Raw genomic sequence first — 22708 nt, 5'->3', positions numbered from 1 at the left:
GGACAGCGGCGGCGAGGACATGGTCGACCTCCAGGACGGAGGCGTGCCGGTGACCGGCAGGCGCGGGACGCCGGGTGCTCGACGCCCGGCACCCCGGCCCCACGCGGGACCGGACCTCCCGAACACGGAGACCGTACGTCGGCCCGGCGGTGCCCGCCAGCACGGTTCAGACGACGGTCAGCGGGCGCGGCGGCCCGGCGGCCGCGGGCGGGCGGGCCGCCCGGTCCAGGCGGGCCAGCACCCCGACGGCGGCCCGCAGCCGGTCCGGCGGCAGGGTGAACGGGAGCCGGAGGTGGTCGTCGAAGGCGTGCCCGGTGCCGAAGGCGCGGCCCTCGGCGAGCAGCAGCCCGTGCTCCGCGGCGGCCGCGGTCAGCGCCGTCGAGCTGGTCCCGGGGGGCAGCCGGCACCACACGGCCAGGCCGCCGGTGGGGACCGGCGCCGTCCAGCCGGGCAGCTGCTCGGCGAGCTCGGCCAGCAGGACGGCGCGCCGCTCGCGGAGCAGGGCGCGCCGCTGCTCGAGGATCTCGTCCAGCTGCCGCACGAGCACCGTGGCGGCCAGCTGGTCGAGCACCCCGACGGAGAGCTGGCGGCGGCTCAGCGCCTCGCCCAGCCGGGTGGCCAGCCCGGCCTCGGTGCGCAGCCAGCCGATGCGCAGGCCGCCCCAGACCGCCTTGGACAGCCCCCCGACGGTCACCGTGGCCGCGTCGGGCACGCCGGCGGCGAACGGCGGCGCGGTCGGGGCGTCCAGCTCCAGGCCGGTGGAGACCTCGTCGGCCAGCGTCACCACGCCGTGCTGCCAGAGAGTGGCCGCCAGCCGCCGCCGGCCGGCGGCCGAGAGGGCGATGCCCGTGGGGTTGGAGCAGTCGGGCATCAGGTACGCCAGGCGGGGGCTGCTCTGCCGGGCCACCAGCTGCGCGGTGCGCACGAGCGCGTCGGGGTCGGCGGGGTCGACCGCGGCCGGGACGCAGCGCCCACCGGCCGCCGCGACCAGGCCCACCGCGCCCGGGTACGTGGGGTGCTCGACCAGCACGCGGTCACCGGGCTCCAGCAGGGTGTCCAGGGCGAGGGCGGCGGCGTCGCCCACGCCCGCCGTCACCACCACCTGGTCGGCGTCGGTGGGCAGCCCGCGGGAGGTGAACCAGCCGGCGATCGCCGCGCGCAGCTGCGGCAGCCCGCTGGGCGCGTAGCCGTGGGCGGGCAGGTGCGCCGGCAGCTCGGCGAGCGCCTGCTCGTAGGCGGGCAGGAGCTGGGGCGCCGCCTCCGGTGCCGCGTGGGCCAGGTCGAGCACGCCCGGGGTGGTGCTCGGCGGGGTCCAGCCGGACGGCGCCTCCGGCAGCGCGGTGACGGTGCCCGACCCGTGCCGGGTGCGGGCGAACCCCTCCTCGCGCAGCACCCGGTACGCCGAGGCGACGGTGACCCGGCTGACGTCCAGCTCGCCGGCCAGCTCGCGCTCCGCGGGGAGCCGCACCTCCGAGGGGAGCGCCCCGGCGGTCAGCAGGTCGCGGACCCGGCGCGCCAGCCCCGCGTACAGGGGCGTGGGCAGCCCCGCGACCGGGCCGACGAGCGTGGCGAGCTCTCTGGCCGCGGTGGACCGCTCCGATCCGGGTGGCATGCGGCCACCATGCCGGATTGGCCTGCGAAAAGCCAGCGTGGACGATGCCACTCTCCTGGTCATGGATGCAGGCGGAACCGTCGCGCTGCTGCTGGTCCTGCTCGGGCTGGGCTACCTGTCGGTGGCCACGCTCCGCGTCACGCTGCGGGGTGGCCTCGGCCCGGGTGATCCGCCGGCCAGCCATCCCCGCGTCGACCCGGCGGGCTTCCCGGTGCTCGCCCGGCCGCGCGGCGCGTTCGACCGGCGTCGTCAGCGGCGCGACCGGCGGGCCAGGACCGCCGCCGTCGCCGCGGCGGTCCACACCGTGCGCGAGAGGGCCACGGCGCGCGGGACGTCGGCGGGGACCGGCGGCCGGCCGTCCCCGAGCGCCGGCCGCTCCTCGACCCTGCTGCCGTAGACGTTGCGGCCGCCCAGGCGCAGGCCGAGCGCACCGGCGAGCGAGGCCTCGCAGCGCCCGGAGTTGGGGCTGGGGTGGGCCGCGCCGTCGCGGCGCCAGGCGCGCAGGGCGCCCGTGGCCGACCCGCCCACCAGGGGCGCGCAGCCGACCGTCAGCGCCGCGGTCGCCCGGGCGGGCAGCCAGTTGGCGACGTCGTCGGCGCGGGCGGCGGCCCAGCCGAAGCGGGCGTACCGCGGCGACCGGTGGCCGACCATGGCGTCGAGGGTGTTGACCGCGCGGTAGCCCAGCAGCCCCGGGAGGCCGGCAACCGCACCCCAGAACAGCGGGGCGACGGCGGCGTCGGAGGTGTTCTCGGCGACCGACTCCACCGTCGCGCGGGCCAGCTCGCCGGACCCGAGCCCGCTCGGGTCGCGCCCGGCCAGCGCGGGCAGCGTGGCCCGGGCGGCGGGCAGGTCACCGGTGGCCAGGGCCCGGTGCATCCGCGCGGCCACCCGGCCGAGCGACGTGCCGCCCAGGACGGCCCAGGTCGCCGCGGCGGTCACCGCGGTCCGCAGCGCGGGGCGGGAGCGGGTGGCGCGGTCGGCGGCCAGCCCGAGCGCGGTGGCGCCGCCGACGAGCAGGGCCCAGTGACCGGCGCCGGCCGCGCGGGAGTCGCGCCACGTTCGGCGCTCGAGCGCGGCGGCGGCCCGCCCGAAGCCGGCCACCGGGTGCCCCCGCCGCGGGTCGGCGAGCGCGAGGTCGGCCAGCGCGCCGAGGGCCAGCCCCAGGGCGGTCGCGGGATCGGAGCTCGGGCGCACCGCGCCATGGTGCCAAGCCCGGGCCGGCACCCCCTCCCTAGGATCGGCGCATGCGCCTGTTCGGCCGTTACGACGGCGTCGCCCGGCCGATCGTCACCTACGGCAGCAACCCGGTCCTGCACCGCCGCTGCACCGAGGTGACCGCGTTCGACGACGCGCTGCGGCGGCTGGTGCTCGACATGTTCGCCAGCATGGAGGCCGCCGACGGCGTCGGGCTGGCCGCCAACCAGATCGGCGTGGACGCCCGGGTGTTCGTCATCGACTGCCCGGACGCCGACGGCGAGGACGTCGTCGGCTACGTCGTCAACCCCGTGCTGACGGTGCTCCAGCCGGTCGGCGACGACCCCGCCGAGGAGGTCACCGAGGAGGGCTGCCTGTCGGTGCCCGGGCCCTACGCCGAGCTGCCGCGCGCCTTCCGGGCCCGGGTCGACGGGGTCGACCTGCACGGCGACCCGGTGTCGATCGAGGCCACCGGCATGGCCGCCCGCTGCCTGCAGCACGAGGTGGACCACCTCGACGGCACCGTCTACGTCGACCGGCTGCCGGCGGAACTGCGGGAGCGGCTGCTGGCCGAGGCCGCCGGCCCCGGTGGGGAGCTCCCCGCCTGATCGCGCAGCGGAAAACCAGGTGAGCGCGCCGGGAGGATCGCCGATGATCTCCGCCGGCACCCGCACCGCAGGAGAGAAGGCACCACCCGTGACACCGCTGACCGAGGCCGAGATCCGGCGCTCGTTCGTCAACTGCTCGCGCGGCGAGGCGAAGACCCTCACGCTGCCCAAGGACCTCGACGGGCTCGACTGGGCCGAGCAGGAGGTGCTGGGCTGGCGCGACCCGAAGGCGCCGCTGCGGGGCTACCTGGTCGCGCAGGTCGACGGCGAGACCGTCGGGATCGCCGTCCGCGCCGCCGAGAGCAGCATGTCCGGCCGCACGACGGCGATGTGCCTGCTCTGCCAGACCGCCCAGCCGGGTGACGCCGTCTCGCTGTTCACCGCCCGCCGCACCGGTGAGGCCGGGCGCAACGGCAACACCGTGGGCACCTACATCTGCGCGGACCTGCGCTGCTCCACCCGGGTGCGCGCGGAGATCCCGCCGTGGCTGAGCGACCGCGACCCCGACGAGGTCGTCGCGGAGCGGGCTCTCGAGCTGCGCGAGCGCGTGCGGGGATTCCTGGGTTCGGTGCGCCGGCCCTGACCGGCCGGTGGGTGGACCGGCCCCCGGCGGGGTAGCCAGCCGCCCATGGCGCTCCCGCGGACCCTCGTGCTCGTGCTCGCCGGTGGCAAGGGCAACCGGCTGGAGCTGCTCACCGAGACCCGCGCCAAGCCCGCCGTGCCGTTCGCCGGGGTCTACCGGCTCATCGACTTCCCGCTGTCGAACTGCGAGCACTCGGCGATCTCCGACGTGTGGGTGTCGGTGCAGTACCAGCCGCAGTCGGTGAACGAGCACCTGGGCGGCGGTCGCCCCTGGGACCTGGACCGCACCAACGGCGGCCTCATGATGCTGCCGCCGTTCCAGGGCAGCGAGCGGGGTGGTTTCACCGAGGGCACCGCCGACGGCCTGTGGCGGCAGGCCGAGCTGATCCGGCAGTTCGCCCCGGACGCGCTCGTGGTCGTGAGCTCCGACGCCGTCTACAAGCTGGACTACCGCGAGGTCGTCGACAGCCACCTGGGCTCCGGTGCCGAGGTGACGATGGTGACCACCGAGGTGGAGCCGGACGACGCCTCCCGCTACGGCATCGTCGAGGTCGGGGAGGGGGGGCGGGTGACCGGCTACGCCTACAAGCCCGACGACCCGGCGACGACGACGGCGACCAACGAGGTGTTCGTCTTCTCCCCGCAGCCCACGCTGGACCGGCTCGAGGCGCTGAGCCGCGATGTCGGCGAGGAGGGCCTGGAGGACCTCGGCGACCACCTGCTGCCGGCGCAGACGAAGGACGGGCTCGCCCGCGCCCACCCGCTGGACGGCTACTGGCGCGACGTCGGCACCATCGAGTCCTACTGGCGGACGAACCGCGAGTTCCTCGACGAGGACCCGCCCCTGGACCTCGACGACCCGCGCTGGCCGGTGCACACGCGGGGCGGGCGGCACAGCGCCGCCCGGGTGCTCGACGACGGGAGGATCGAGAACAGCCTGCTGGCCGGCGGTACCCGGATCTCCGGCGACGTGCGCGGCTCGGCTCTCTCCCCGGGCGTGGTGGTCGAGCGGGGCGCCACCGTCGTCGACTCGGTGCTCCTCCCCGGCGTCCGGGTGCGCGCGGGCGCGACGGTGACGCGGGCGGTCCTCGACGACGGGGTGGACGTCGGGCGGGGCGCGTCGATCGGCGGCGACGGCGAGATCACCCTGGTGGGCCGGGCGGCGCGGGTCGCCGGCGGCACCGAGCTCGCCGCGGGGGCCCGGTTCCCCGAGCCGGAGGGGTGACCGGCGGGAAGCCGCCGCCGCGGGCGGGCGTTGCAGGCGGCATGACCCAGCCGTTCGAGATCGACCTGCACTCGGAGTTCCTCCGCGCCGACCTGCTCCTCGCCATGGGGCAGCCGGACGCGGCGGCGCGCATCCTGCAGCCGGTCGTGGACGCCGAACCGCGCAACGAGGCGGCGCTGGAGCTGCTGGCCCGCGCCTACTTCGGCTCGGCGCAGCTGGGGCCGGCCGAGGCGGCGCTGGCGCGGCTGGTGGAGCTGGCGCCGAGCAACGGGTGGGCGCGCCGCGCCCTCGCCCGCACGCTGGAGCGGCAGAGCCGGGGCGGCGAGGCGGCGGTGCACCACCGGGTCGCCGACGCCCTGGGCGCCGCCTGACCGGGCTGGCCGGCCCCGGCGGCGCGCTCTGGGAGCATGGCGGCAGGGCCGCGCCGCCCCGTGGCCCTGCCCGCGGCGCGCGCCGGCCGTCCCCCACCCCGATCCGAGCGCCCGCTCGTCCAGGAGATCCGATGACCCGCCGCACCGTGCCCGGCACCCTGCTCGCCCTCGCCCTCGCCCTCGTGCTGACCGCCTGCGGCGGGGAGGACGGGACCGGCTCCTCGATCCAGGAGCCGACCTCGGTGGTCGCCGAGCAGATCAGCACCGACCTCTCGGAGGCCCCGCAGGTCCCGGCCTCGGACGCCCCGGCCCCGACCGAGCTCGTCGTCGAGGACGTCGTCCGGGGCGGCGGCGAGGAGGCCGTGGAGGGCACCACCGTCGCGGTGAAGTACGTCGGCGGCTTCTACGAGACGGGCGAGGAGTTCGACTCGTCCTGGAGCCGCGGCGCGGACGAGACGCTGCCGGTGACCCTCGGTGCCGGCCAGGTGATCCCGGGCTTCGAGCAGGGCATCGCCGGCATGCAGGTCGGTGGCCGCCGCGTGATCACCATCCCCAGCGAGCTGGGCTACGGCGACCAGGACCGCGGGCCGATCCCGGGCGGCTCGACGCTCGTCTTCGTGGTCGACCTGGTGGAGGTCAGCGGCTGACCTGGCGTTCCGCACCGGCGGCTGCGCGGGCTGTCACGGCGCGCGCGTCCGCCGGCCCGGCGGCGCTTCCGGCGGGGCACCGGTGGGCACCGACACCCGCATGAGCATCCTCGGCAAGCTGATGGGCACGGCGCAGAGCGCGACTCGGGGCGGGCGGGGCACGGGCCGTGCTGCCGCCGGGCGGGGGATGGGCCGCGCGACCTCCGCGCGCCGCGGCACCGGGCGCGGCCGCGCGGCCCCCACCTCCGGCGGCGGCATCGGGCGGATGGTGCAGGGCCTCCTCCGCGGGCGCTGAGCTGGCCCGCCGGGTTCACTCGCAGATCTCCAGCCGGGTCACCGTGCCGTTGTGCGGGGTGACCGCGGGCATCGCGTCGGGCCCGAGCCCGGCCGCGACGGCCTGGGCGGCGCGGATGGTGTCGCCGTGCGTCACCAGCGCCACCACGTCGGCCGGGGGCTCGGCGCACAGCTGGGTGAGGTAGGCGGCCACCCGCGCGTGCAGCTCGGCCAGGCTCTCGCCACCCTCGGCGGACCAGTGGGCGTCGGACCAGTCGACGACGTCCCACAGCTCCCGGGACGGCCGCCCCTCGAGCACCCCGTAGCCCTGCTCGCGCAGCGCGGGGGTGGTGGTGAAGGGCAGCCCCGTGGCCCGGGCGCAGTGCTCGGCGGTCTGCACCGCCCGCAGCAGGTCGCTGGAGAGCAGCACGCCCGGCCGCAGCCGGGCCAGCTCCGCGGCGGCCGCCTCGGCCTGGGTGTGGCCCAGGGGCGTCAGCGGCACGTGGGCCACCTGGCCCTGCATGCGGCCGGCCGCGTTCCACTCGCTCTGCCCGTGGCGCACGAGCAGCAGGGTGAGGGGTCGGGCCATGGCAAGGAGGCAGCGTAGGGCAGGGGTCCGCGGGCCCGCGCGCGCCGCCTCGTACCGTCGTGGGTGTGAGCATCCCCGTCCGCCCCGGCGCGGCCCGTCCCGCGACCGCCCCGGGCGCCCCGGATCCGCTGGCCCCCCTGCTCGACCTGCCGGGCGTCCGGGACGCCGCCGACGCGGCGCGGGCGGGTGTCGACCGCCTGCTGGGGCACCGGGTGCTGCGCCGGGAGTCCGCCGGGGTGAGCACCGAGTCGGCGCTCCGCGGGGCCCGCGCCTCGGCCGCGCTGGCCGGCGTCGACGTGCCGCTCGCCGAGCTGCGGGCCGGGTCGGTCCACGACCCGGTGGTGCAGGGTGCGCTGCGGGTCTCGGCGGGGCTGGGCTCGATGGTCGAGACGTGGCCGCGGGCGCCCGGGCAGGTGCTGGCCCGCCTGCACGTGCTGGCCGCCGCCGACCTCACCGACCGGGCCGACCTCGGCCGCCCCGCCCCGCACGCCGGTCCGCGGCTGGCCGGGCTGTTCTCGCTGGCCGGCGCCCCCACCGCCGTGCCCGCGGTGCTGGTCGCCGCGCTCGTGCACGGCGAGATCGCGGCGCTGGCCCCGTTCGGCACCGCCGACGGCGTCGTTGCCCGGGGCGCGGCCCGGCTGACGGGGATCGCCCGCGGGCTGGACCCCAAGGCGGTCTCGGTGCCCGAGGTCGGCTTCGCGGAGCTGGGGCGGGAGGCCTACGGCGAGGCGCTCGCCGGCTACGCGGCGGGCAGCCCCGAGGGCGTGGCGGCCTGGCTGGTGCACTGCTGCCGGGCCACCGAGCACGGCGCCCTGGAGGGCCTGGCCATCTGCGAGAGCCTGCTCCGCGGCTGAGACTGGGGGCATGCGCACCCTCGACGTCCCGGGGCTCGGCCCCGTCAGCCGCATCGGTCTGGGCACCTGGCAGTTCGGGTCCCGCGAGTGGGGGTACGGCGACAGCTACGCCGACCGGGCCGCCCGCGACATCGTGCGCCGGGCCCGCGAGCTCGGCATCACGCTGTTCGACACCGCCGAGGTGTACGGCTTCGGCCGCAGCGAGCGGATCCTCGGCGAGGCGCTGGGGGAGGAGCGCGACCAGGTCGTCCTCGCCAGCAAGATCTTCCCGGTGGCGCCCTTCCCGAAGGTGGTGCAGCAGCGCTGGGCCGGCAGCGCCCGCCGGTTGGGCGTGGACCGCATCCCGCTCTACCAGGTGCACCAGCCCAACCCGGTGGTGCCCGACACCGTGACGATGCCCGGGCTGCGGGCGCTGCTGGACGAGGGGCGGATCGGCGCGGCCGGCGTCTCCAACTACCCGCTGGACCGCTGGCGGGCCGCCGACGCCGCGCTCGGCGCCCCGGTGGTCGCGAACCAGGTGCAGTTCTCCCTGGCGCACGCCGGCCCGCTGGAGGACCTGGTGCCCTTCGCCGAGCGCGAGGACCGGCTGGTCATCGCCTACAGCCCGCTCGCGCAGGGCCTGCTCGGCGGGAAGTACTCGGTGGGGAACCGGCCCGGGGGCGTGCGCGCGGTGAACCCCCTGTTCGGCACCGAGAACCTGCGCCGGGTCGAGCCGCTCCTCGACGTCCTGCGCCAGGTGGCCGACGCGCACGACGCCACCCCCGCGCAGGTGGCGCTGGCCTGGCTGGTCGCCCAGCCGCGGGTGGTGGTCATCCCCGGCGCCTCCAGCGTGGAGCAGCTGGAGTTCAACGCCGCGGCCGACGAGCTGGCGCTGGCCGACGACGAGGTGGCGGCGCTGACCGCGGCCGCGCGGGCGTTCACCCCGGTGTCCGGCGTCCGGACCCTCGTCGACGGGCTGCGGGAGCGGTTCGGGCGCTGACCTCAGGCGCCGCGGCGGCGACGCCGGCCCGGGGCCGGGTCGTCGGGCAGCAGCCCGGCGCGCAGCGCCCGGTGCCGGGCGTACCAGGCCAGCCCGACGACGGCGGCGCCCACGCCCATCGCGGCGCCGGTGACCACCGGCGCGGGCGGCACCGAGAAGCGGGAGCGCATGCTCACCGGCCGCTCGAACCGCAGCACCGGCCAGCCGTGCTGCAGCGCGGCCTTGCGCAGCCCGCGGTCGGGGTTGACCGCGGTGGGGTGGCCGACGACGGAGAGCATCGGCAGGTCGGTGATCGAGTCGCTGTAGGCGTAGCAGTCGGCCAGGTCGTAGCCGCCCTCGGCGGCGAGCCGGCGGATCGCCTCGGCCTTGTTCTCGCCGTAGGCGTAGAACTCGATCTCGCCGGTGTACCGGCCGTCCTCGGTCACCATGCGGGTGGCGACGACGCGGTCGACGCCCAGCATCTCGCCGATCGGCTCGACCATCTCCGCACCGCTGCTGGAGACGATGACGATCTCCCGGCCGGCGGCGCGGTGCTCCTCGATGAGGTCGGCGGCCTCGGCGTAGACCAGCGGGTCGACGATCTCGTGCAGCGTCTCGCGCACGATCTCGTGCACGGTGGCGGCGTCCCAGCCGGTCACCATCGCGGTGAGCTGGGTGCGCAGCCGCTCCATCTGCTGGGCGTCGGCTCCGGCGAGGGAGAAGACGAACTGCGCGTACGCGGTCTTGAGCACGACCCGGCGGTTGATCAGCCCGCCGTTGAAGAACGGGCGTCCGAACGCCAGGGTGCTGGACTTCGCGATGACCGTCTTGTCCAGGTCGAAGAACGCCGCGGAGCGGGACACGTGAGCCACGGTAGCTGGATCGGCAGGTAGCGGACCGGGGTGGACGGTGTCCACACCCGAAGGGGTCATCCACAGTTCTGCTCCCGTGCTGGTCCCGGCCGCCCGGGGTCCGGTGGGCTCGCCCCGTGCCCGCCCCACCGCCCTCCCGCCTCCTCGTGGTCAGCACCGACGAGGACCTCCTCGACGAGCTGCTGCGGCTGGTCGCGGCCGCCGGTGCCGAGGCGGAGCTCGCCACCGGTGGCCCGGCGCTGCGGCGCGCGCACCGGGAGGCGGCGCTGGTGCTGGTCGGCGCCGAGGCGCTGGCCACCGGGGTGCTGCGCGCGCTGCCCCGCCGTCCGGGGGTGGTCGTCGTCACCCCCGCCGAGCTCCCCTCGGAGGGGTGGGCGGCGGCCGTCGAGGCCGGTGCGGAGCGGGTCGCGGTGCTCCCGTCGGACGAGGGGTGGCTGCTCTCCCGCTGCGCCGCGGCGGTCCGGGCGCCGGCCGAGCGGGGCCGCCTCGTCGCCGTGGGCGGTGCCTGCGGCGGTGCGGGCGCGAGCACCCTGGCCGCCGCGGTCGCCCTCGCCGCCCCCGGGGGTGCCCTGCTGGTCGACGCCGACGCCTGGGGCGGCGGGCTGGACCTGCTGCTGGGGGCGGAGCTCGCCGAGGGGCTGCGCTGGCCGGAGCTGGCGGGGCTCCGCGGCGAGGTGGCCGGCGACGCGCTGCTGGCCGCGCTGCCGGGGGTCGGGGGCGTCCACCTCGTCTCCGCCGACCGGGCCGGCGCGGCACCGATCCCCGACGCGGCGCTGGGCGCGGTGGTGGCGGCCGGCCGCGGCACCGGACGGTCCGTCGTGGTCGACCTGCCCCGCCCGGGCTGCGCGGGCCCGGGGCGCGCGGCGCAGGAGGTGCTGGCCGACGCCGACCTCGCCGTGCTGGTGGTGCCCGCGCGGCTGCGCGCCGCCACGGCCGCCCGGCAGCTGGTCGGGGCCGAGGGCTCTCCGTGGTCGGCGGCGCGCCTGGTCGTGCGCACCCAGCCCGGCGGTCTGCTGGCCGGCGACGTCGCCGAGGTGGTGGGCCGGCCGGTGGTCGCCGAGCTGCCGCACGACCGGGGTGCCGTCGCCCGGGCCGAGCGCGGGCAGCCGCCCGGTGCGCAGCCGCGGTCGCCGCTCGCCGTCGTCGCCCGGCGGCTGCTGACCGAGGTCGCCGGCCGGTGACCGAGCCGTCGCTGCTGGACCGCGTGCGCGCGCGGCTCGCCGTCGTCGACGAGGTGCCCTCGCGGGCGGGGGTGGCCGCGCTGGTGCGTGCCGAGGCCGGCGGGCTGCTGGGCGACCGCGACGTGCTGCTCGCCGCGCGCGACGCCGCCGACGAGCTGGCCGGCGCCGGGCCGCTGGAGCCGCTGCTGCGGCTGCCCGGGGTCACCGACGTCCTGGTCAACGGGCCCGGCGAGGTGTGGCTCGACCGCGGGGCCGGGCTGGAGCGCGCTGCCGGCGTCCGCTTCGCCGACGACGACGCGGTGCGCCGGCTGGCGGTGCGGCTGGCCGCCTCGGCCGGGCGCCGCCTCGACGACGCCGCGCCGTGGGTGGACGTCGGTCTCCCCGGGGGCACCCGGCTGCACGCCGTGCTGCCGCCGGTCTCGGCGGGTGGCACCTGCCTCTCGCTGCGGGTGCTGCGCCGGTGCGCGCAGGCGCTGGCCGACCTGGAGGCGGGCGGGGCGCTGCCCGGCGAGAGCGGGGCGCTGGTGCGCGCGGTGGTGACCCGGCGGATGGCCTTCCTGGTCACCGGCGGCACCGGCTCGGGCAAGACCACCCTGCTCTCGGCGCTGCTGGGCGAGGTCGACGCGGCCGAGCGGCTGGTGCTCTGCGAGGACGCCGCCGAGCTCACCCCGCCGCACCCGCACGTGGTGCGGCTGCTCACCCGGCCGCCCAACGTGGAGGGCGCCGGCGCGGTGGGCCTGCGGGACCTGGTGCGGCAGGCGCTGCGGATGCGTCCCGACCGGCTGGTGGTGGGGGAGGTGCGCGGCGCGGAGGTGGTCGACCTGCTCGCCGCGCTGAACACCGGGCACGACGGCGGCTGCGGCACCCTGCACGCCAACCGGGCCGCCGAGGTGCCGGCGCGGCTGGAGGCGCTGGGCGTGGCCGCCGGGCTGGGCCGTGCCGCGGTGCACAGCCAGACCGCGGCCGCCCTGGACGTGGTGCTGCACCTCCGGCGCACGGCCGCCGGCCGGCAGGTGTCCGAGATCGGGCTGCTGCGCCGCCAGGGGGAGCTGGTGGTGGTGGAGCCGGGCTGGCGGGCCGACGGCGGGGCCTGCCCGGCGGGTGACGCCCTCCGGCGGCTGCTGGCCGGCCCGTGAGCGCGGCGCTGCTGGCCGTGGCGGGCGCGGTGCTGCTGTGGCCCGACAGGCGCGCGGTCGCCCGGCGGCGGTTGCACCGCCCCGGTCCGGCCGCCGGGCTCCGCTGGCGGGTGCCGCTGCCGGTCGTGGCCGCGGTCGCCGCGGGCGGGGCGGGCGCGCTGCTGGCCACACCGCTCGTCGCGGCGCTCGCCGCCGGCTGCGCCGGGCTCGCGGCGCAGGCCCGGCTGACCGGCCGCCGGGCCGCCGGTGACGTCACCCGCCAGGCGGTGCTCGCCGACGCGCTGGGTGCCGTCGCGGCGGAGCTGCGCGCGGGCCGGACGCTGGCGGAGGCGGTGCGCTCGGCCGCCGCCGACTGCCCCGATCCGGTCGTCGGCTCGGCGCTGGTGCGGGCCGTCCGCGCCCCGGCAGCGCAGGGGGACGGCACGCAGGACGACGCCGACGGGACGCCCGCCGCGCTGGCCCGGCTGTCGGCCGCGGTCGCCCTCGGCAGCCGCACCGGCTGCTCGCTGGCCGCGGTGGTGGCCGCGGTCGAGGGCGACCTGCGGGCCCGGCTCGCGCGGCGGCGGGAGCTCCTCGTGGCCACCGCCGGGCCCCGGGCGAGCGCCCGGCTGCTGGCCGGCCTACCGGTGCTGGGGCTGGCGATGGGCAGCGGCGTCGGCGCCGACCCCTGGCACGTGCTGACCACCACGGCGACCGGGCAGGGGCTGCTGGTGGCCGGGGTGCTCCTCGAGGTGGCCGGCGTCGCGTGGACCGGTCGCCTGGTGCGCCGGGTGGCGCGGTGACCGTCGCCCTCCCGGTGCTGCTGCTCGCCGCGGCGGTGGCGCTGTGGGTGCCCGGCGCGGCCGTGGCCGGGGAGCGGGTGCGCCGGGTGGCCGCGGGCGCTGCATGCCGCGGCGCCCGACCGGGACGCCGAGGAGCGGGCCGCCCTGCTGCGAGAGCTCCCCGTGGCCTGCGAGCTGCTCGCCGCCTGCCTGGGGGCGGGGCTGCCGCTCGCCGGCGCGCTGGCCGCGGTCGCCGGGGCGGTGCCCGGGCCGCTGGGCCGGCGGCTGCACGGCGTCGCCGCGCTGCACCGCATGGGTGCTCCCCCGCGGCGGGCGTGGGCCGGCCAGCCGGCCGAGCTCGGCGGCCTGGCCCGCGTGCTGGTGCGGGCGGGCGAGTCCGGCGCCGCCGCGGTGCCGGCGCTGCACGCGCTGGCCGGGGAGACCCGCGCCGCGGCCCGCGCGCAGGCCCAGGCGGCGGTGCAGCGGGCCGGGGTGCGGGTGCTGGCCCCGCTCGGGCTGTGCTTCCTGCCCGCGTTCGTCTGCCTGGGCGTGGTGCCGCTGGTCCTCGGCATCGCCGGCGACGTCTTCGGCTGAGCGTCCACAGCGCCCGCCCTCCTCCACAGATCGCGCGCGCGGCTGGGACCGGCCCGTCCCGCCCCGGAGGCTCGGGGCACCGCCCCGCCGGGGCCCGACCGAGAGGACCGCGATGACCGCCGACCAGACCACCCACGCCCCTGCCACCGCCTCCGAGCCGATCGCCCCCCAGCCCGCTGCCCCCGGACGCCGCCCGGGTCGCCTGGCCCGCCTGCGGAGCCGGGCGGAGGCGGGGATGAGCACCGCCGAGTACGCCGTCGGCACCGTGGCCGCCTGCGCCTTCGCCGCCGTGCTGTACCGCGTGGTCTCCGGCGACAGCATCGTCGACGGCCTCACCGACCTGGTCGAGGCCGCGCTGGCCACCCTCTCCTGAGCGTGCGACGCCGGGGGCCCCGGCGGGGCGAGGCCGGGATGGTCACCGCCGAGACGGCGGTGGTGCTGCCGGTGCTGCTCCTCGTGCTGGCCGGGGCCGTCGCGGCCGTCACCGTGGTGGGTGCCCAGCTCCGCTGCGTCGACGCCGCCCGGGAGGGCGCCCGGGCGGCGGCGCGCGGGGAGGGCGCCGCGGTCGTGGCGGAGTGGGCCGGCCGGGCCGCGCCGGCCGGTGCGCGCACCGGGCTCAGCGGCACCGGCGAGGAGGTCCGGGTCACGGTGACGGCCGAGGTGCGCCCGCTGGGGCCGCTGCCCTGGCGGGTCACGGTGGCGGCGGAGGCCGTCGCGTGGCGGGAGCCTGCCGCGAGCGTCCCGGGATGAGCGGCGAGCGCGGCTCGGCCACGGTGTGGGTGGTGGTGCTGACCGCCGTCCTCGTCGCCGTCACCGCCGGTGCGGTGCTGGTCGGGCTGGCCACGGTGACCCGCCACCGGGCCGGGACGGCGGCGGACCTCGCCGCGCTCGCCGCAGCCGGCCGGGCGGTGCTCGGCGACCCCGCGCCGTGCGGTGCGGCGGCCGAGGTCGCCGCCGCCAACGGCGCCGACCTCGTGGGCTGCCGGATCGGGCCCGGGGCGGTCGTGGCGGTCGAGGTCCGCGTCGCCCTCCGGCTGGGCCGGCTGGGCGTGCACGACGCCACCGGCCGGGCGCGCGCCGGGCCGGTGCCCGCCGGGTCAGAAGACGAGGTCCTCCTCGGCCGGCCCGGGCGGGTCACCGGCGACCGCGGTGGCCGGCGGTCCGGCGGGGACCGGCGTCCCCGCGGGCGCGTCCTCCCCGTCGTCGGAGGCGTCCCCGTCGTCCGTGCCGTCATCCGCCGCCGGGCGCTCGTCGGCCGCGACCAGCTCGTCCAGCACGACGTCGAGCACCCGCACCGCGCCGGCCTTGTCCAGCGGGTCGTTGCCGTTGCCGCACTTGGGCGACTGCACGCACGACGGGCAGCCGGCCTCGCACTCGCAGCTGGCCACGGTCGCCCGGGTGGCCTGCAGCCACCGGCGCAGCGCCGCGTACCCGCGCTCGGCGAAGCCCGCGCCGCCCGGGTGCCCGTCGTAGACGAACACCGCGGCGGTGCCGGTGTCGGGGTGCACCGCCGTCGACAACCCGCCGAGGTCCCACCGGTCGCACGTCGCCAGCAGCGGCAGGATGCCGATCGCCGCGTGCTCGGCGGCGTGCAGCGATCCGGGCAGCGCCGCGTCGTCCACGTCGGCCCGCTGCACCGCCTCGGAGTCGAGGGTCAGCCAGACCGCCTTGGTGCGCAGCTGGCGCGGCGGCAGGTCCAGCGGGAACTCCGCCAGCACCTCGCCGGTGCCCAGCCGCCGCCGCTGGTAGGCCACCACCTGGTTGGTCACGTCGACGACGCCGGTGTGCGCGGTCACCGTGCCCAGCCGCCGCGTCCGCTCGACCGAGACGATCGACAGGTCGGTCACGTCGCGGGCCACGGTGGTCCAGTCGGGGCTCTCCGGGTGCACGACGGCACAGGCGTCGTCGAGGTCGAACTCGTCGACGACGAAGGTGTCGCCGCGGTGCACGTAGAGCGCGCCCTCGTGCACCGTCGAGTGCGCGGCCCCGCCGTCGACGGTGCCCAGCAGCCGCCCGGTGCCCGCCTCGATGATCGCCACGGGCTCGTCGCCGCTACCGCGGATGTCGACGTCGGGTCGGCCGCGCCCGGCCCAGTACCAGCCGGCGGGGCGGCGGCGCAGCTGCCCGGCGGCCACCAGCTCCTCGAGCTGCGCCTCGGCCACCGGACCGCCGAAGTCGGCGAGGTCTTCGGGCACCAGCGGCAGCTCGGCCGCGGCGCAGCACAGCTGCGGGCCCAGCACGTAGGGGTTGGCCGGGTCGGTCACGGTGGCCTCGACCGGCCGGCCGAACACCGCCCGCGGGTGGTGGGCCAGGTAGTGGTCCAGCGGGTCGTCGCGGGCGACGAAGACGACCAGCGACTCCCGCTGCGCCCGCCCGGCGCGGCCGGCCTGCTGCCACAACGAGGCCAGCGTGCCCGGGTAGCCGGCCAGGACGACGGCGTCGAGCCCGGCGATGTCGATGCCGAGCTCCAGGGCGTTGGTGGTCGCCACGCCCAGCAGGTCGCCGGCCGACAGCGCCCGCTCCAGCTCCCGGCGCTCCTCGGGCAGGTAGCCGCCGCGGTAGGAGTCCACCCGGGCCACCAGGTCGGGACGGCCGCGGTCGTGCAGCAGCCGGCGGGCCTGCTCGGCCACGGACTCGGCGCTCCGGCGGGACCGGACGAACGCCAGCGTGCGGGCGCCGCGCTCGACCAGGTCGGCGAGCAGCCCCGCGGCGTCGGAGGCGGCCGAGCGGCGCAGCGGCGCCCCGTGCTCGCCGGTCCGCTCGGTCAGCGGCGGCTCCCACAGCGCGAAGGTGGCCCCGGGGCGCGGCGAGCCGTCGTCGGTGACGGCGACGACCTCCGCGCCGACCAGCCGGGTGGCGGCGGCGGCCGGGTCGGCGACGGTGGCCGAGGCGAGCACGAACACCGGCTCGGCGCCGTAGCGCCGGCAGATGCGCCGCAGCCGCCGCAGCACGTGGCCCACGTGCGACCCGAAGACGCCGCGGTAGGCGTGGCACTCGTCGATCACCACGTAGGCGACCCGGCGCAGCGTGCTCGACCAGCGCTGGTGGGCCGGCAGGATCCCGCGGTGAAGCATGTCGGGGTTGGTGACGATCCACCGCGAGTGCCGCCGGACCCAGTCCCGCTCCTCGGCCGGGGTGTCCCCGTCGTAGGCGGCCGGCCGCACCGACGGGTCGGCCAGCTCGGCCACCAAGGCCAGCTGGTCGCGGGCCAGGGCCTTGGTGGGGGCGAGGTAGAGGACGCAGGCGCGCGGGTCCTCGGCCAGCCGGGACAGCGCCGGCAGCTGGTAGGCCAGCGACTTCCCCGAGGCGGTGCCGGTCGCGACGACGACGTGCCGGCCGTCGCGGGCCGCCTGCGCCGCCGCCACCTGGTGCTGCCACGGGGCGCGCACGCCGCGGGCGACCAGCCGGTCGCGCAGCCCGGGCTCGACCCACCCCGGCCAGCCGGCGGTGCGGCTCTCGCGCACCGGCAGGTGGTGGACGTGGGTGACGGGCTGCTCGTCCTCGGCCGTGCCGGCGAGCAGGGCGGTCAGCAGCTCGCCGCCGCCCGGCACCTGCCCACCGGACGCCACGCCACCCCCGGACCGTTCGTCCGTGCCGGGAGGGGGAGCCGACCGGACCGGGTGGAGCGTGGTCACGGACCCCACTGTCACACCCCGGCGCAACTCCCGGCGGCCCCGGAGAACACGGGGGCGGAGGGGCTCACACGGAGTGTGATCTGTCTTACACTTCGCCGCGTTCGTGTCCCGGCGGGTCCCTCCGGTGCGCGGACGCCGACCTCCGCCCGGGCAGGGGAGCACGGCGCCTCCCGGGCGGCCGCCGACGCCTGGAGGACCCATGTCCGAAGGTTCGCTGTCCGGCGGGGAGACGGCGCTCGTCGCCGTCGTCCTCGTCGTCTCCCTCGCCGCCCTGGGCTTCGCCGCCTACCTGGTCCGCGCGGTCGTCGCCGCCGACCAGGGGACGGAGAAGATGCGCGAGATAGCGCGGGCGGTGCAGGAGGGGGCGGCGGCCTACCTGCGCCGGCAGTTCCGGACGCTGGCGTTCTTCGCCGTCGTCGTCTTCGCCCTGCTGCTGGTGCTCCCGGTCGCCGAGGGCGGCCTGGGCACCCGGCTGGGCCGCGCGGTCTTCTTCCTCGTCGGCGCGCTGTTCTCGGCGCTGGTGGGCTTCATCGGGATGACGCTGGCCACCCGCGGCAACGTCCGGGTCGCCGCGGCGGCGCGCGACGGCGGCTACCGGCCCGCCTTCCGCATCGCGTACCGCACCGGCGGCGTCTGCGGGATGATCACGATCGGGCTGGGCCTGTTCGGCGCCGCGCTCGCCCTGCTCCTGTTCGACGAGACCGCACCGGTGGTCCTCGAGGGCTTCGGCTTCGGCGGCGCGCTGCTGGCGATGTTCATGCGCGTGGGCGGCGGGATCTTCACCAAGGCCGCCGACGTCGGCGCCGACCTCGTCGGCAAGGTGGAGGCCGGCATCCCGGAGGACGACCCGCGCAACGCCGCGACCATCGCCGACAACGTGGGCGACAACGTCGGCGACTGCGCGGGCATGGCCGCCGACCTCTTCGAGTCCTACGCCGTCACCCTCGTCGCCGCGCTCATCCTCGGGCAGGTCTTCTTCGGCCCCGTGGGCATGGTGTTCCCGCTCGTGGTCGCCGCCATCGGGGTCGTCGCCTCGGTCGTCGGCGTGCTGGCCACCAACCCGGGCAAGGCCGACCGCAACGGCCTGGCCCCGATCAACCGCGGCTTCTTCGTCTCCGCGGCGGTGTCGCTGGTGCTGGTCGCGGTCGCCGCCTTCACCGTGCTCCCGGCCACCGGCGGGGGCGTCGACCTCCCGGTCAGCCCCCAGGTGCTCGGGCTGGTCGCGGTGCTGGTCGGCGTCGTCCTGGCCGCGGCGATCCAGCAGCTCACCGGCTACTTCACCGAGACCAGCCGCAAGCCGGTGAAGGACGTCGGCCGCAGCTCGCTCACCGGCCCGGCCACCGTCATCCTGTCGGGCATATCGCTCGGGCTGGAGTCGGCGGTCTACGCGGCGCTGCTCATCGGCGGCGCGGTCTACGGCGCCTTCCTCATCGGCGGCGGGGCCGCTCTCTACGCCGTGGCGCTCGCCGGCTGCGGCCTGCTGACGACGGCCGGCGTCATCGTCTCCATGGACACCTTCGGCCCGGTCAGCGACAACGCGCAGGGCATCGCCGAGATGTCCGGCGACATCGACGACGAGGGCGCGCGGGTGCTCACCGACCTCGACGCCGTCGGCAACACCACCAAGGCGATCACCAAGGGCATCGCCATCGCCACCGCCGTCCTCGCGGCCACCGCCCTCTTCGGCTCCTACAACGCCCAGGTCGCCCTCGCGCTCGAGGAGGCCGGCACCACCCTCGGCGACGCCTTCAGCCTGGTGAACCCGAACAACGTCGTCGGCGCGGTGCTGGGCGCCGCGGTGGTCTTCCTCTTCTCCGGCCTGGCGGTCAGCGCGGTGTCCCGGGCCGCCGGGCGGGTGGTCTTCGAGGTGCGCGAGCAGTTCCGCACCCGGCCCGGGATCATGACCTTCGCCGAGCGCCCCGACTACGGCGCGGTCGTCGACATCTGCACCAAGGACTCGCTGCGCGAGCTGGCCACGCCCGGGCTGCTGGCCGTGCTCGCCCCGGTCGCCGTGGGCTTCGGCCTGGGCATCGGGCCGCTGGCCGCCTACCTCGTCGGCGCGATCGCGGCCGGCACCCTCATGGCGGTGTTCCTCTCCAACTCCGGCGGGGCGTGGGACAACGCCAAGAAGATGGTCGAGGACGGCAGCTACGGCGGGAAGGGCAGCGAGGCCCACGCCGCCACCGTCATCGGCGACACCGTCGGCGACCCGTTCAAGGACACCGCCGGGCCCGCGATCAACCCGCTGATCAAGGTGATGAACCTGGTGGCGCTGCTCATCGCGCCCGCGGTGGTCGCGCTGTCGGTGGGGCAGGACGCCAACACGCCGGCGCGGGTGGCGATCGCGCTGGCGGCCGTGCTCGTCGTCGTCGCCGCGGTCGTCGTCTCCAAGCGCCGCTCGGTCGTCGTCGGTGACGCGGCGCCGGCCCCGGCGGGCTCGGAGCTGACCGCCAGCGCCCCCTGAGGCTGCCCCCTTCGCGGGACGCCGTCTTCCACCTGCGGGAACACCGCCGCACGATCCACGTTGGTCGGGGTGGCGGCACGCCCACGGAAAGGTTGCGCCCGGCACACCGTCACCGGCGTGGCTTACCGTGGCCCGCCGAGGGGCGTTCCGCGGTGGCGCCCGCCCGGTCCCGGACCCCCGGAGCCGGTGCACCCCGGGCCGTCCGGCCCGGACCGGCACACCGCACCCGCACCACCTCAGCACCACCGACAGGAGTCCCGTGCCCACGAAGACCACGCAGCCCGGCACCGAGAACGAGCCCACCACGGGCGGCGCCGCGAAGACGCCGGCCCGCCGGGGCTCGGCCGCGTCCGGCGGCCGGCCGCTGGTCATCGTCGAGTCGCCGACGAAGGCCAACAAGATCGCCGGCTACCTCGGCAACGGCTACGTCGTCGAGGCGAGCGTCGGCCACATCCGCGACCTGCCGCGCAACGCCGCCGACGTGCCGGCCGAGCACAAGGGCGCTGCCTGGGCCCGGCTCGGGGTCGACGTCGACAACTCCTTCGAGCCGCTCTACGTGGTCAGCCCCGACCGCAAGCAGCAGGTGACCCGGCTCAAGCAGCTGGTCAAGAACGCCAGCGAGATCTACCTCGCGACAGACGAGGACCGCGAGGGCGAGGCCATCGCCTGGCACCTGATCGACACGCTGAAGCCGCGCGTCCCCGTGCGCCGGATGGTCTTCCACGAGATCACCCCCGAGGCGATCGCCCGCGCCGTCGCCAACCCGCGCGACCTGGACACCCACCTGGTCGACGCGCAGGAGACCCGCCGCATCCTCGACCGGCTCTACGGCTACGAGGTCAGCCCGGTCCTCTGGAAGAAGGTGCTGCCCAAGCTGTCGGCCGGCCGCGTCCAGTCGGTCGCGACCCGCATCGTGGTCGAGCGCGAGCGGGAGCGGATGGCGTTCACCTCGGCCGACTACTGGTCGCTGGAGGGCACCTTCGCCGTCGCCGGTCAGCGCGCCGGCGCCGACGCGGGCGAGCCCACCACCGTGCGGGCCAAGCTGGTCAGCGTCGACGACAGCCGGGTGGCCACCGGCCGGGACTTCGACGCCGCCACCGGCCGGGTCACCGGCGACGTCGTGCACCTCGACGAGGCCGGCGCCCGCGGCCTGGCCGCCCGGCTCGAGGGCCGGCAGGTGGGCGTCAGCCGGGTCGACGAGAAGCCCTACCGCCGTCGCCCGTACGCACCGTTCACCACCTCGACGCTGCAGATGGAGGCCGGCCGCAAGCTCGGCTGGTCGTCGGCGCAGACCATGCGGGTGGCGCAGCGGCTGTACGAGAACGGCCACATCACCTACATGCGCACCGACTCGACGAACCTGTCGCAGGAGGCGATCAACGCCGCCCGGCAGCAGGCCCGCGAGCTCTACGGCGACGCCTACGTGCCGGCCGAGGCCCGCCGCTACGCGAAGAAGTCCAAGGGCGCCCAGGAGGCGCACGAGGCCATCCGCCCCGCCGGGGACAGCTTCCGCACGCCGGGCCAGCTCGCCGCCGGGCTCGCCCGCGACGAGTTCCGGCTCTACGAGCTGATCTGGCAGCGCACCGTCGCCTCCCAGATGGCCGACGCCGTCGGCCAGACCGTCAGCGTCCGGCTGGCCGGGCGCAGCGCGACCGACGAGGCGGTCGAGTTCACCGCCAGCGGCCGCACGATCACCTTCCCCGGCTTCCTCCGCGCCTACGTCGAGTCCCGCGACGAGGGCGCGCAGAAGGACGGCGACGACGACCACGGCAGCGACGACGCCGAGCGCCGGCTGCCCCGCCTGGAGCGCGGCCAGCAGCTCGACACCCAGGCGCTGGACGCCAAGGGGCACACCACCCAGCCGCCGTCCCGCTACACCGAGCCCAGCCTGGTGGCGCGCCTGGAGGAGCTGGGTATCGGCCGGCCGTCCACCTTCGCCTCGATCATGCAGACGATCCAGGACCGCGGGTACGTGTGGAAGAAGGGCAACGCGCTGGTGCCCTCCTTCATCGCGTTCGCCGTGACCAACCTGCTCGAGCAGCACTTCGCCCAGCTGGTCGACTACGACTTCACCGCCTCGCTGGAGACCGAGCTCGACGAGATCGCCGGCGGCACCCTGGGCCGGGTCGACTGGCTGACCGAATTCTACTTCGGCGGTGAGGGCCGGCACGCCGGCGCGATCGCCCAGTCCGGCGGCCTCAAGCAGGTCATCGGCCAGCGGCTCGAGGAGATCGACGCCCGCGGCGTCAACTCCATCCCGCTCCGCGCCACCGACCCCGAGGGGCGCCCGGTCGTCGTGCGGGTCGGCCGCTACGGCCCCTACCTGCAGGCCGGCGGGGAGGACGGCGCCCGGGTCAGCATCCCCGAGGACCTCGCGCCCGACGAGCTGACGACGGAGAAGGTCCGCGAGCTGCTCGAGGCGCCCTCGGGCGACCGCGAGCTCGGCACCGACCCCGAGTCCGGGCACCCGGTGGTGGTGAAGGCCGGCCGCTACGGCCCCTACGTCACCACCGTCGTCCCCGAGGGCAGCAAGGAGTCCCCGCGCACGGCGAGCCTGTTCTCGTCCATGTCCCCCGAGACGGTGACGATCGAGGACGCGCTCAAGCTGCTCACCCTGCCCCGCACCGTGGGCACCGCGCCCGACGGCGAGGAGATCCAGGCGCTCAACGGCCGCTACGGCCCGTACCTGAAGAAGGGCACCGACTCCCGCTCCCTGGACGGCGAGGAGAAGCTCTTCACCACCACTCTGGACGAGGCGCTGGCGATCTTCGCCCAGCCGAAGCAGCGCGGCCGGGCGGCCGCCAAGGCCCCGCTCAAGGAGCTGGGGCCCGACCCGGTCACCCAGGGCGTGGTCACCGTGCGGGAGGGGCGCTTCGGCCCGTACGTGACCGACGGCGAGACGAACGCCAGCCTGCGCAAGGGCGACGACGTCGAGTCGATCACCATCGAGCGCGCCGCCGAGCTCCTGGCCGACCGCCGCGCCCGCGGCCCGGCGACCAAGAAGAAGGCCGCCAAGAAGACCACCGCGAAGAAGACGGCGGCCAAGAAGACGACGGCGAAGAAGCCCACCGCCAAGAAGACGACGTCCGCCGACGCGGTCACGGCAGGCTGATGCAGGGTCCCGTCCCGCTCCCCTCTCACGAGCCCGGGGG

The 22708-nt window shown here is 77.4% G+C and carries 21 protein-coding genes and 1 pseudogene; 17 read left to right on the top strand and 5 right to left on the bottom strand.

The genetic code is table 11. From position 1 onward, the window contains the following. Positions 1-166: 166 nt before the first annotated feature. Positions 167-1612 carry a PLP-dependent aminotransferase family protein gene (locus tag E9529_RS07595; RefSeq protein WP_236830537.1) on the bottom strand — a complete coding sequence of 482 codons (1446 nt, stop codon included), beginning with the start codon at positions 1610-1612 and terminating at the stop codon, positions 167-169. Between the two features lie 249 nt (positions 1613-1861). Continuing rightward, complete coding sequence (locus tag E9529_RS07590) at positions 1862-2806, bottom strand: cobalamin biosynthesis protein (protein ID WP_236830536.1); 945 nt, start codon at positions 2804-2806, stop codon at positions 1862-1864. Positions 2807-2856: 50 nt separating this feature from the next. Here E9529_RS07590 and def point away from each other — a divergent pair, with 50 nt between their 5' ends. From def to E9529_RS07560, 6 genes are all read left to right on the top strand, one after another. Continuing rightward, positions 2857-3414 (top strand): peptide deformylase, encoded by a 558-nt coding sequence (def, locus tag E9529_RS07585; RefSeq protein ID WP_236830535.1) that lies wholly within the window; start codon positions 2857-2859, stop codon positions 3412-3414. Between the two features lie 43 nt (positions 3415-3457). Next, positions 3458-3997 carry an FBP domain-containing protein gene (locus E9529_RS07580; RefSeq protein WP_236830534.1) on the top strand — a complete coding sequence of 180 codons (540 nt, stop codon included), beginning with the start codon at positions 3458-3460 and terminating at the stop codon, positions 3995-3997. Positions 3998-4042: 45 nt separating this feature from the next. Beyond that, positions 4043-5221, top strand: a complete 1179-nt coding sequence (locus E9529_RS07575) for a glucose-1-phosphate adenylyltransferase family protein (protein WP_236830533.1) — start codon at positions 4043-4045, stop codon at positions 5219-5221. Between the two features lie 41 nt (positions 5222-5262). Next, a complete protein-coding gene (locus E9529_RS07570; RefSeq protein WP_236830532.1) occupies positions 5263-5592 on the top strand; it encodes a tetratricopeptide repeat protein in 330 nt (109 codons plus the stop codon). A 131-nt stretch (positions 5593-5723) separates the two neighbouring features. Further along, complete coding sequence (locus tag E9529_RS07565) at positions 5724-6239, top strand: FKBP-type peptidyl-prolyl cis-trans isomerase (protein ID WP_236830531.1); 516 nt, start codon at positions 5724-5726, stop codon at positions 6237-6239. An 82-nt stretch (positions 6240-6321) separates the two neighbouring features. After that, the gene (locus tag E9529_RS07560; RefSeq protein ID WP_236830530.1) at positions 6322-6534 is read left to right on the top strand and encodes a hypothetical protein; all 213 of its coding nucleotides are present in this window, start codon (positions 6322-6324) and stop codon (positions 6532-6534) included. Between the two features lie 15 nt (positions 6535-6549). Here E9529_RS07560 and E9529_RS07555 read toward each other — a convergent pair whose 3' ends face one another. After that, positions 6550-7101 (bottom strand): histidine phosphatase family protein, encoded by a 552-nt coding sequence (locus E9529_RS07555; RefSeq protein WP_236830529.1) that lies wholly within the window; start codon positions 7099-7101, stop codon positions 6550-6552. Between the two features lie 65 nt (positions 7102-7166). On the opposite strand from E9529_RS07555, the gene E9529_RS07550 reads away from it, so the two are divergent. Beyond that, on the top strand, positions 7167-7955 hold the full coding sequence (locus tag E9529_RS07550; RefSeq protein WP_236830527.1) for an oxidoreductase: 789 nt from the start codon (positions 7167-7169) through the stop codon (positions 7953-7955). A gap of 10 nt (positions 7956-7965) precedes the next feature. Next, positions 7966-8934, top strand: a complete 969-nt coding sequence (locus E9529_RS07545; RefSeq protein WP_236830526.1) for an aldo/keto reductase — start codon at positions 7966-7968, stop codon at positions 8932-8934. 2 nt (positions 8935-8936) lie between these two features. On the opposite strand, the gene E9529_RS07540 is transcribed toward E9529_RS07545, so the two are convergent. After that, entirely contained in the window at positions 8937-9776 is an 840-nt protein-coding gene (locus E9529_RS07540) for an HAD family phosphatase (protein WP_236830525.1), read from the bottom strand. A 125-nt stretch (positions 9777-9901) separates the two neighbouring features. Between E9529_RS07540 and ssd the strand changes: the two genes are divergently transcribed. The 7 genes and pseudogenes from ssd to E9529_RS22960 all read left to right on the top strand — a co-directional run. Further along, positions 9902-10966, top strand: coding sequence for a septum site-determining protein Ssd (gene ssd / locus E9529_RS07535; RefSeq protein WP_236830524.1), 1065 nt, complete (start codon positions 9902-9904; stop codon positions 10964-10966). Then, a complete protein-coding gene (locus E9529_RS07530; RefSeq protein ID WP_236830523.1) occupies positions 10963-12102 on the top strand; it encodes a TadA family conjugal transfer-associated ATPase in 1140 nt (379 codons plus the stop codon). Before ssd ends, E9529_RS07530 begins: the two co-directional genes overlap by 4 nt. Continuing rightward, positions 12099-12884 carry a type II secretion system F family protein gene (locus tag E9529_RS07525; protein ID WP_236830522.1) on the top strand — a complete coding sequence of 262 codons (786 nt, stop codon included), beginning with the start codon at positions 12099-12101 and terminating at the stop codon, positions 12882-12884. The genes E9529_RS07530 and E9529_RS07525 overlap by 4 nt, the downstream gene beginning before the upstream one ends. Positions 12885-13046: 162 nt before the next feature. Beyond that, positions 13047-13457 (top strand): type II secretion system F family protein, encoded by a 411-nt coding sequence (locus E9529_RS07520; RefSeq protein WP_236830521.1) that lies wholly within the window; start codon positions 13047-13049, stop codon positions 13455-13457. A gap of 112 nt (positions 13458-13569) precedes the next feature. Next, positions 13570-13830: a DUF4244 domain-containing protein gene (locus tag E9529_RS07515; RefSeq protein ID WP_236830520.1), complete on the top strand. Its 261-nt coding sequence runs from the start codon at positions 13570-13572 to the stop codon at positions 13828-13830. A gap of 2 nt (positions 13831-13832) precedes the next feature. Beyond that, positions 13833-14207 carry a TadE family type IV pilus minor pilin gene (locus tag E9529_RS07510; RefSeq protein WP_236830518.1) on the top strand — a complete coding sequence of 125 codons (375 nt, stop codon included), beginning with the start codon at positions 13833-13835 and terminating at the stop codon, positions 14205-14207. After that, positions 14204-14530 (top strand): annotated as a pseudogene (locus E9529_RS22960) (Rv3654c family TadE-like protein); the annotation flags it as partial. The gene E9529_RS07510 and the pseudogene E9529_RS22960, both read left to right, overlap by 4 nt. A gap of 24 nt (positions 14531-14554) precedes the next feature. On the opposite strand, the gene E9529_RS07505 reads toward E9529_RS22960, so the two are convergent. Further along, positions 14555-17092 (bottom strand): DEAD/DEAH box helicase, encoded by a 2538-nt coding sequence (locus E9529_RS07505; RefSeq protein WP_236830516.1) that lies wholly within the window; start codon positions 17090-17092, stop codon positions 14555-14557. 199 nt (positions 17093-17291) lie between these two features. On the opposite strand from E9529_RS07505, the gene E9529_RS07500 reads away from it, so the two are divergent. Further along, positions 17292-19556, top strand: a complete 2265-nt coding sequence (locus tag E9529_RS07500) for a sodium-translocating pyrophosphatase (protein WP_236830514.1) — start codon at positions 17292-17294, stop codon at positions 19554-19556. 259 nt (positions 19557-19815) lie between these two features. After that, entirely contained in the window at positions 19816-22668 is a 2853-nt protein-coding gene (gene topA / locus E9529_RS07495) for a type I DNA topoisomerase (RefSeq protein WP_236830512.1), read from the top strand. Positions 22669-22708: the final 40 nt, after the last annotated feature.

The sequence above is a fragment of the Blastococcus sp. KM273128 genome (assembly GCF_021698975.1).
Taxonomy (GTDB): Bacteria; Actinomycetota; Actinomycetes; order Mycobacteriales; family Geodermatophilaceae; genus Blastococcus.
This window is presented reverse-complemented; position numbering and strand designations above follow the sequence as displayed.

What these genes read in the sequence shown, in the direction of transcription:
- E9529_RS07500 (WP_236830514.1), top strand. Translation starts at nt 17,292, where the DNA reads ATGTCCGAAGGTTCGCTGTCCGGCGGGGAGACGGCGCTCGTCGCCGTC.
- E9529_RS07595 (WP_236830537.1), bottom strand. Translation starts at nt 1,612, where the DNA reads ATGCCACCCGGATCGGAGCGGTCCACCGCGGCCAGAGAGCTCGCCACG.
- def (WP_236830535.1), top strand. Translation starts at nt 2,857, where the DNA reads ATGCGCCTGTTCGGCCGTTACGACGGCGTCGCCCGGCCGATCGTCACC.
- E9529_RS07555 (WP_236830529.1), bottom strand. Translation starts at nt 7,101, where the DNA reads ATGGCCCGACCCCTCACCCTGCTGCTCGTGCGCCACGGGCAGAGCGAG.
- E9529_RS07545 (WP_236830526.1), top strand. Translation starts at nt 7,966, where the DNA reads ATGCGCACCCTCGACGTCCCGGGGCTCGGCCCCGTCAGCCGCATCGGT.
- E9529_RS07515 (WP_236830520.1), top strand. Translation starts at nt 13,570, where the DNA reads ATGACCGCCGACCAGACCACCCACGCCCCTGCCACCGCCTCCGAGCCG.
- E9529_RS07570 (WP_236830532.1), top strand. Translation starts at nt 5,263, where the DNA reads ATGACCCAGCCGTTCGAGATCGACCTGCACTCGGAGTTCCTCCGCGCC.
- E9529_RS07580 (WP_236830534.1), top strand. Translation starts at nt 3,458, where the DNA reads ATGATCTCCGCCGGCACCCGCACCGCAGGAGAGAAGGCACCACCCGTG.
- E9529_RS07575 (WP_236830533.1), top strand. Translation starts at nt 4,043, where the DNA reads ATGGCGCTCCCGCGGACCCTCGTGCTCGTGCTCGCCGGTGGCAAGGGC.
- E9529_RS07565 (WP_236830531.1), top strand. Translation starts at nt 5,724, where the DNA reads ATGACCCGCCGCACCGTGCCCGGCACCCTGCTCGCCCTCGCCCTCGCC.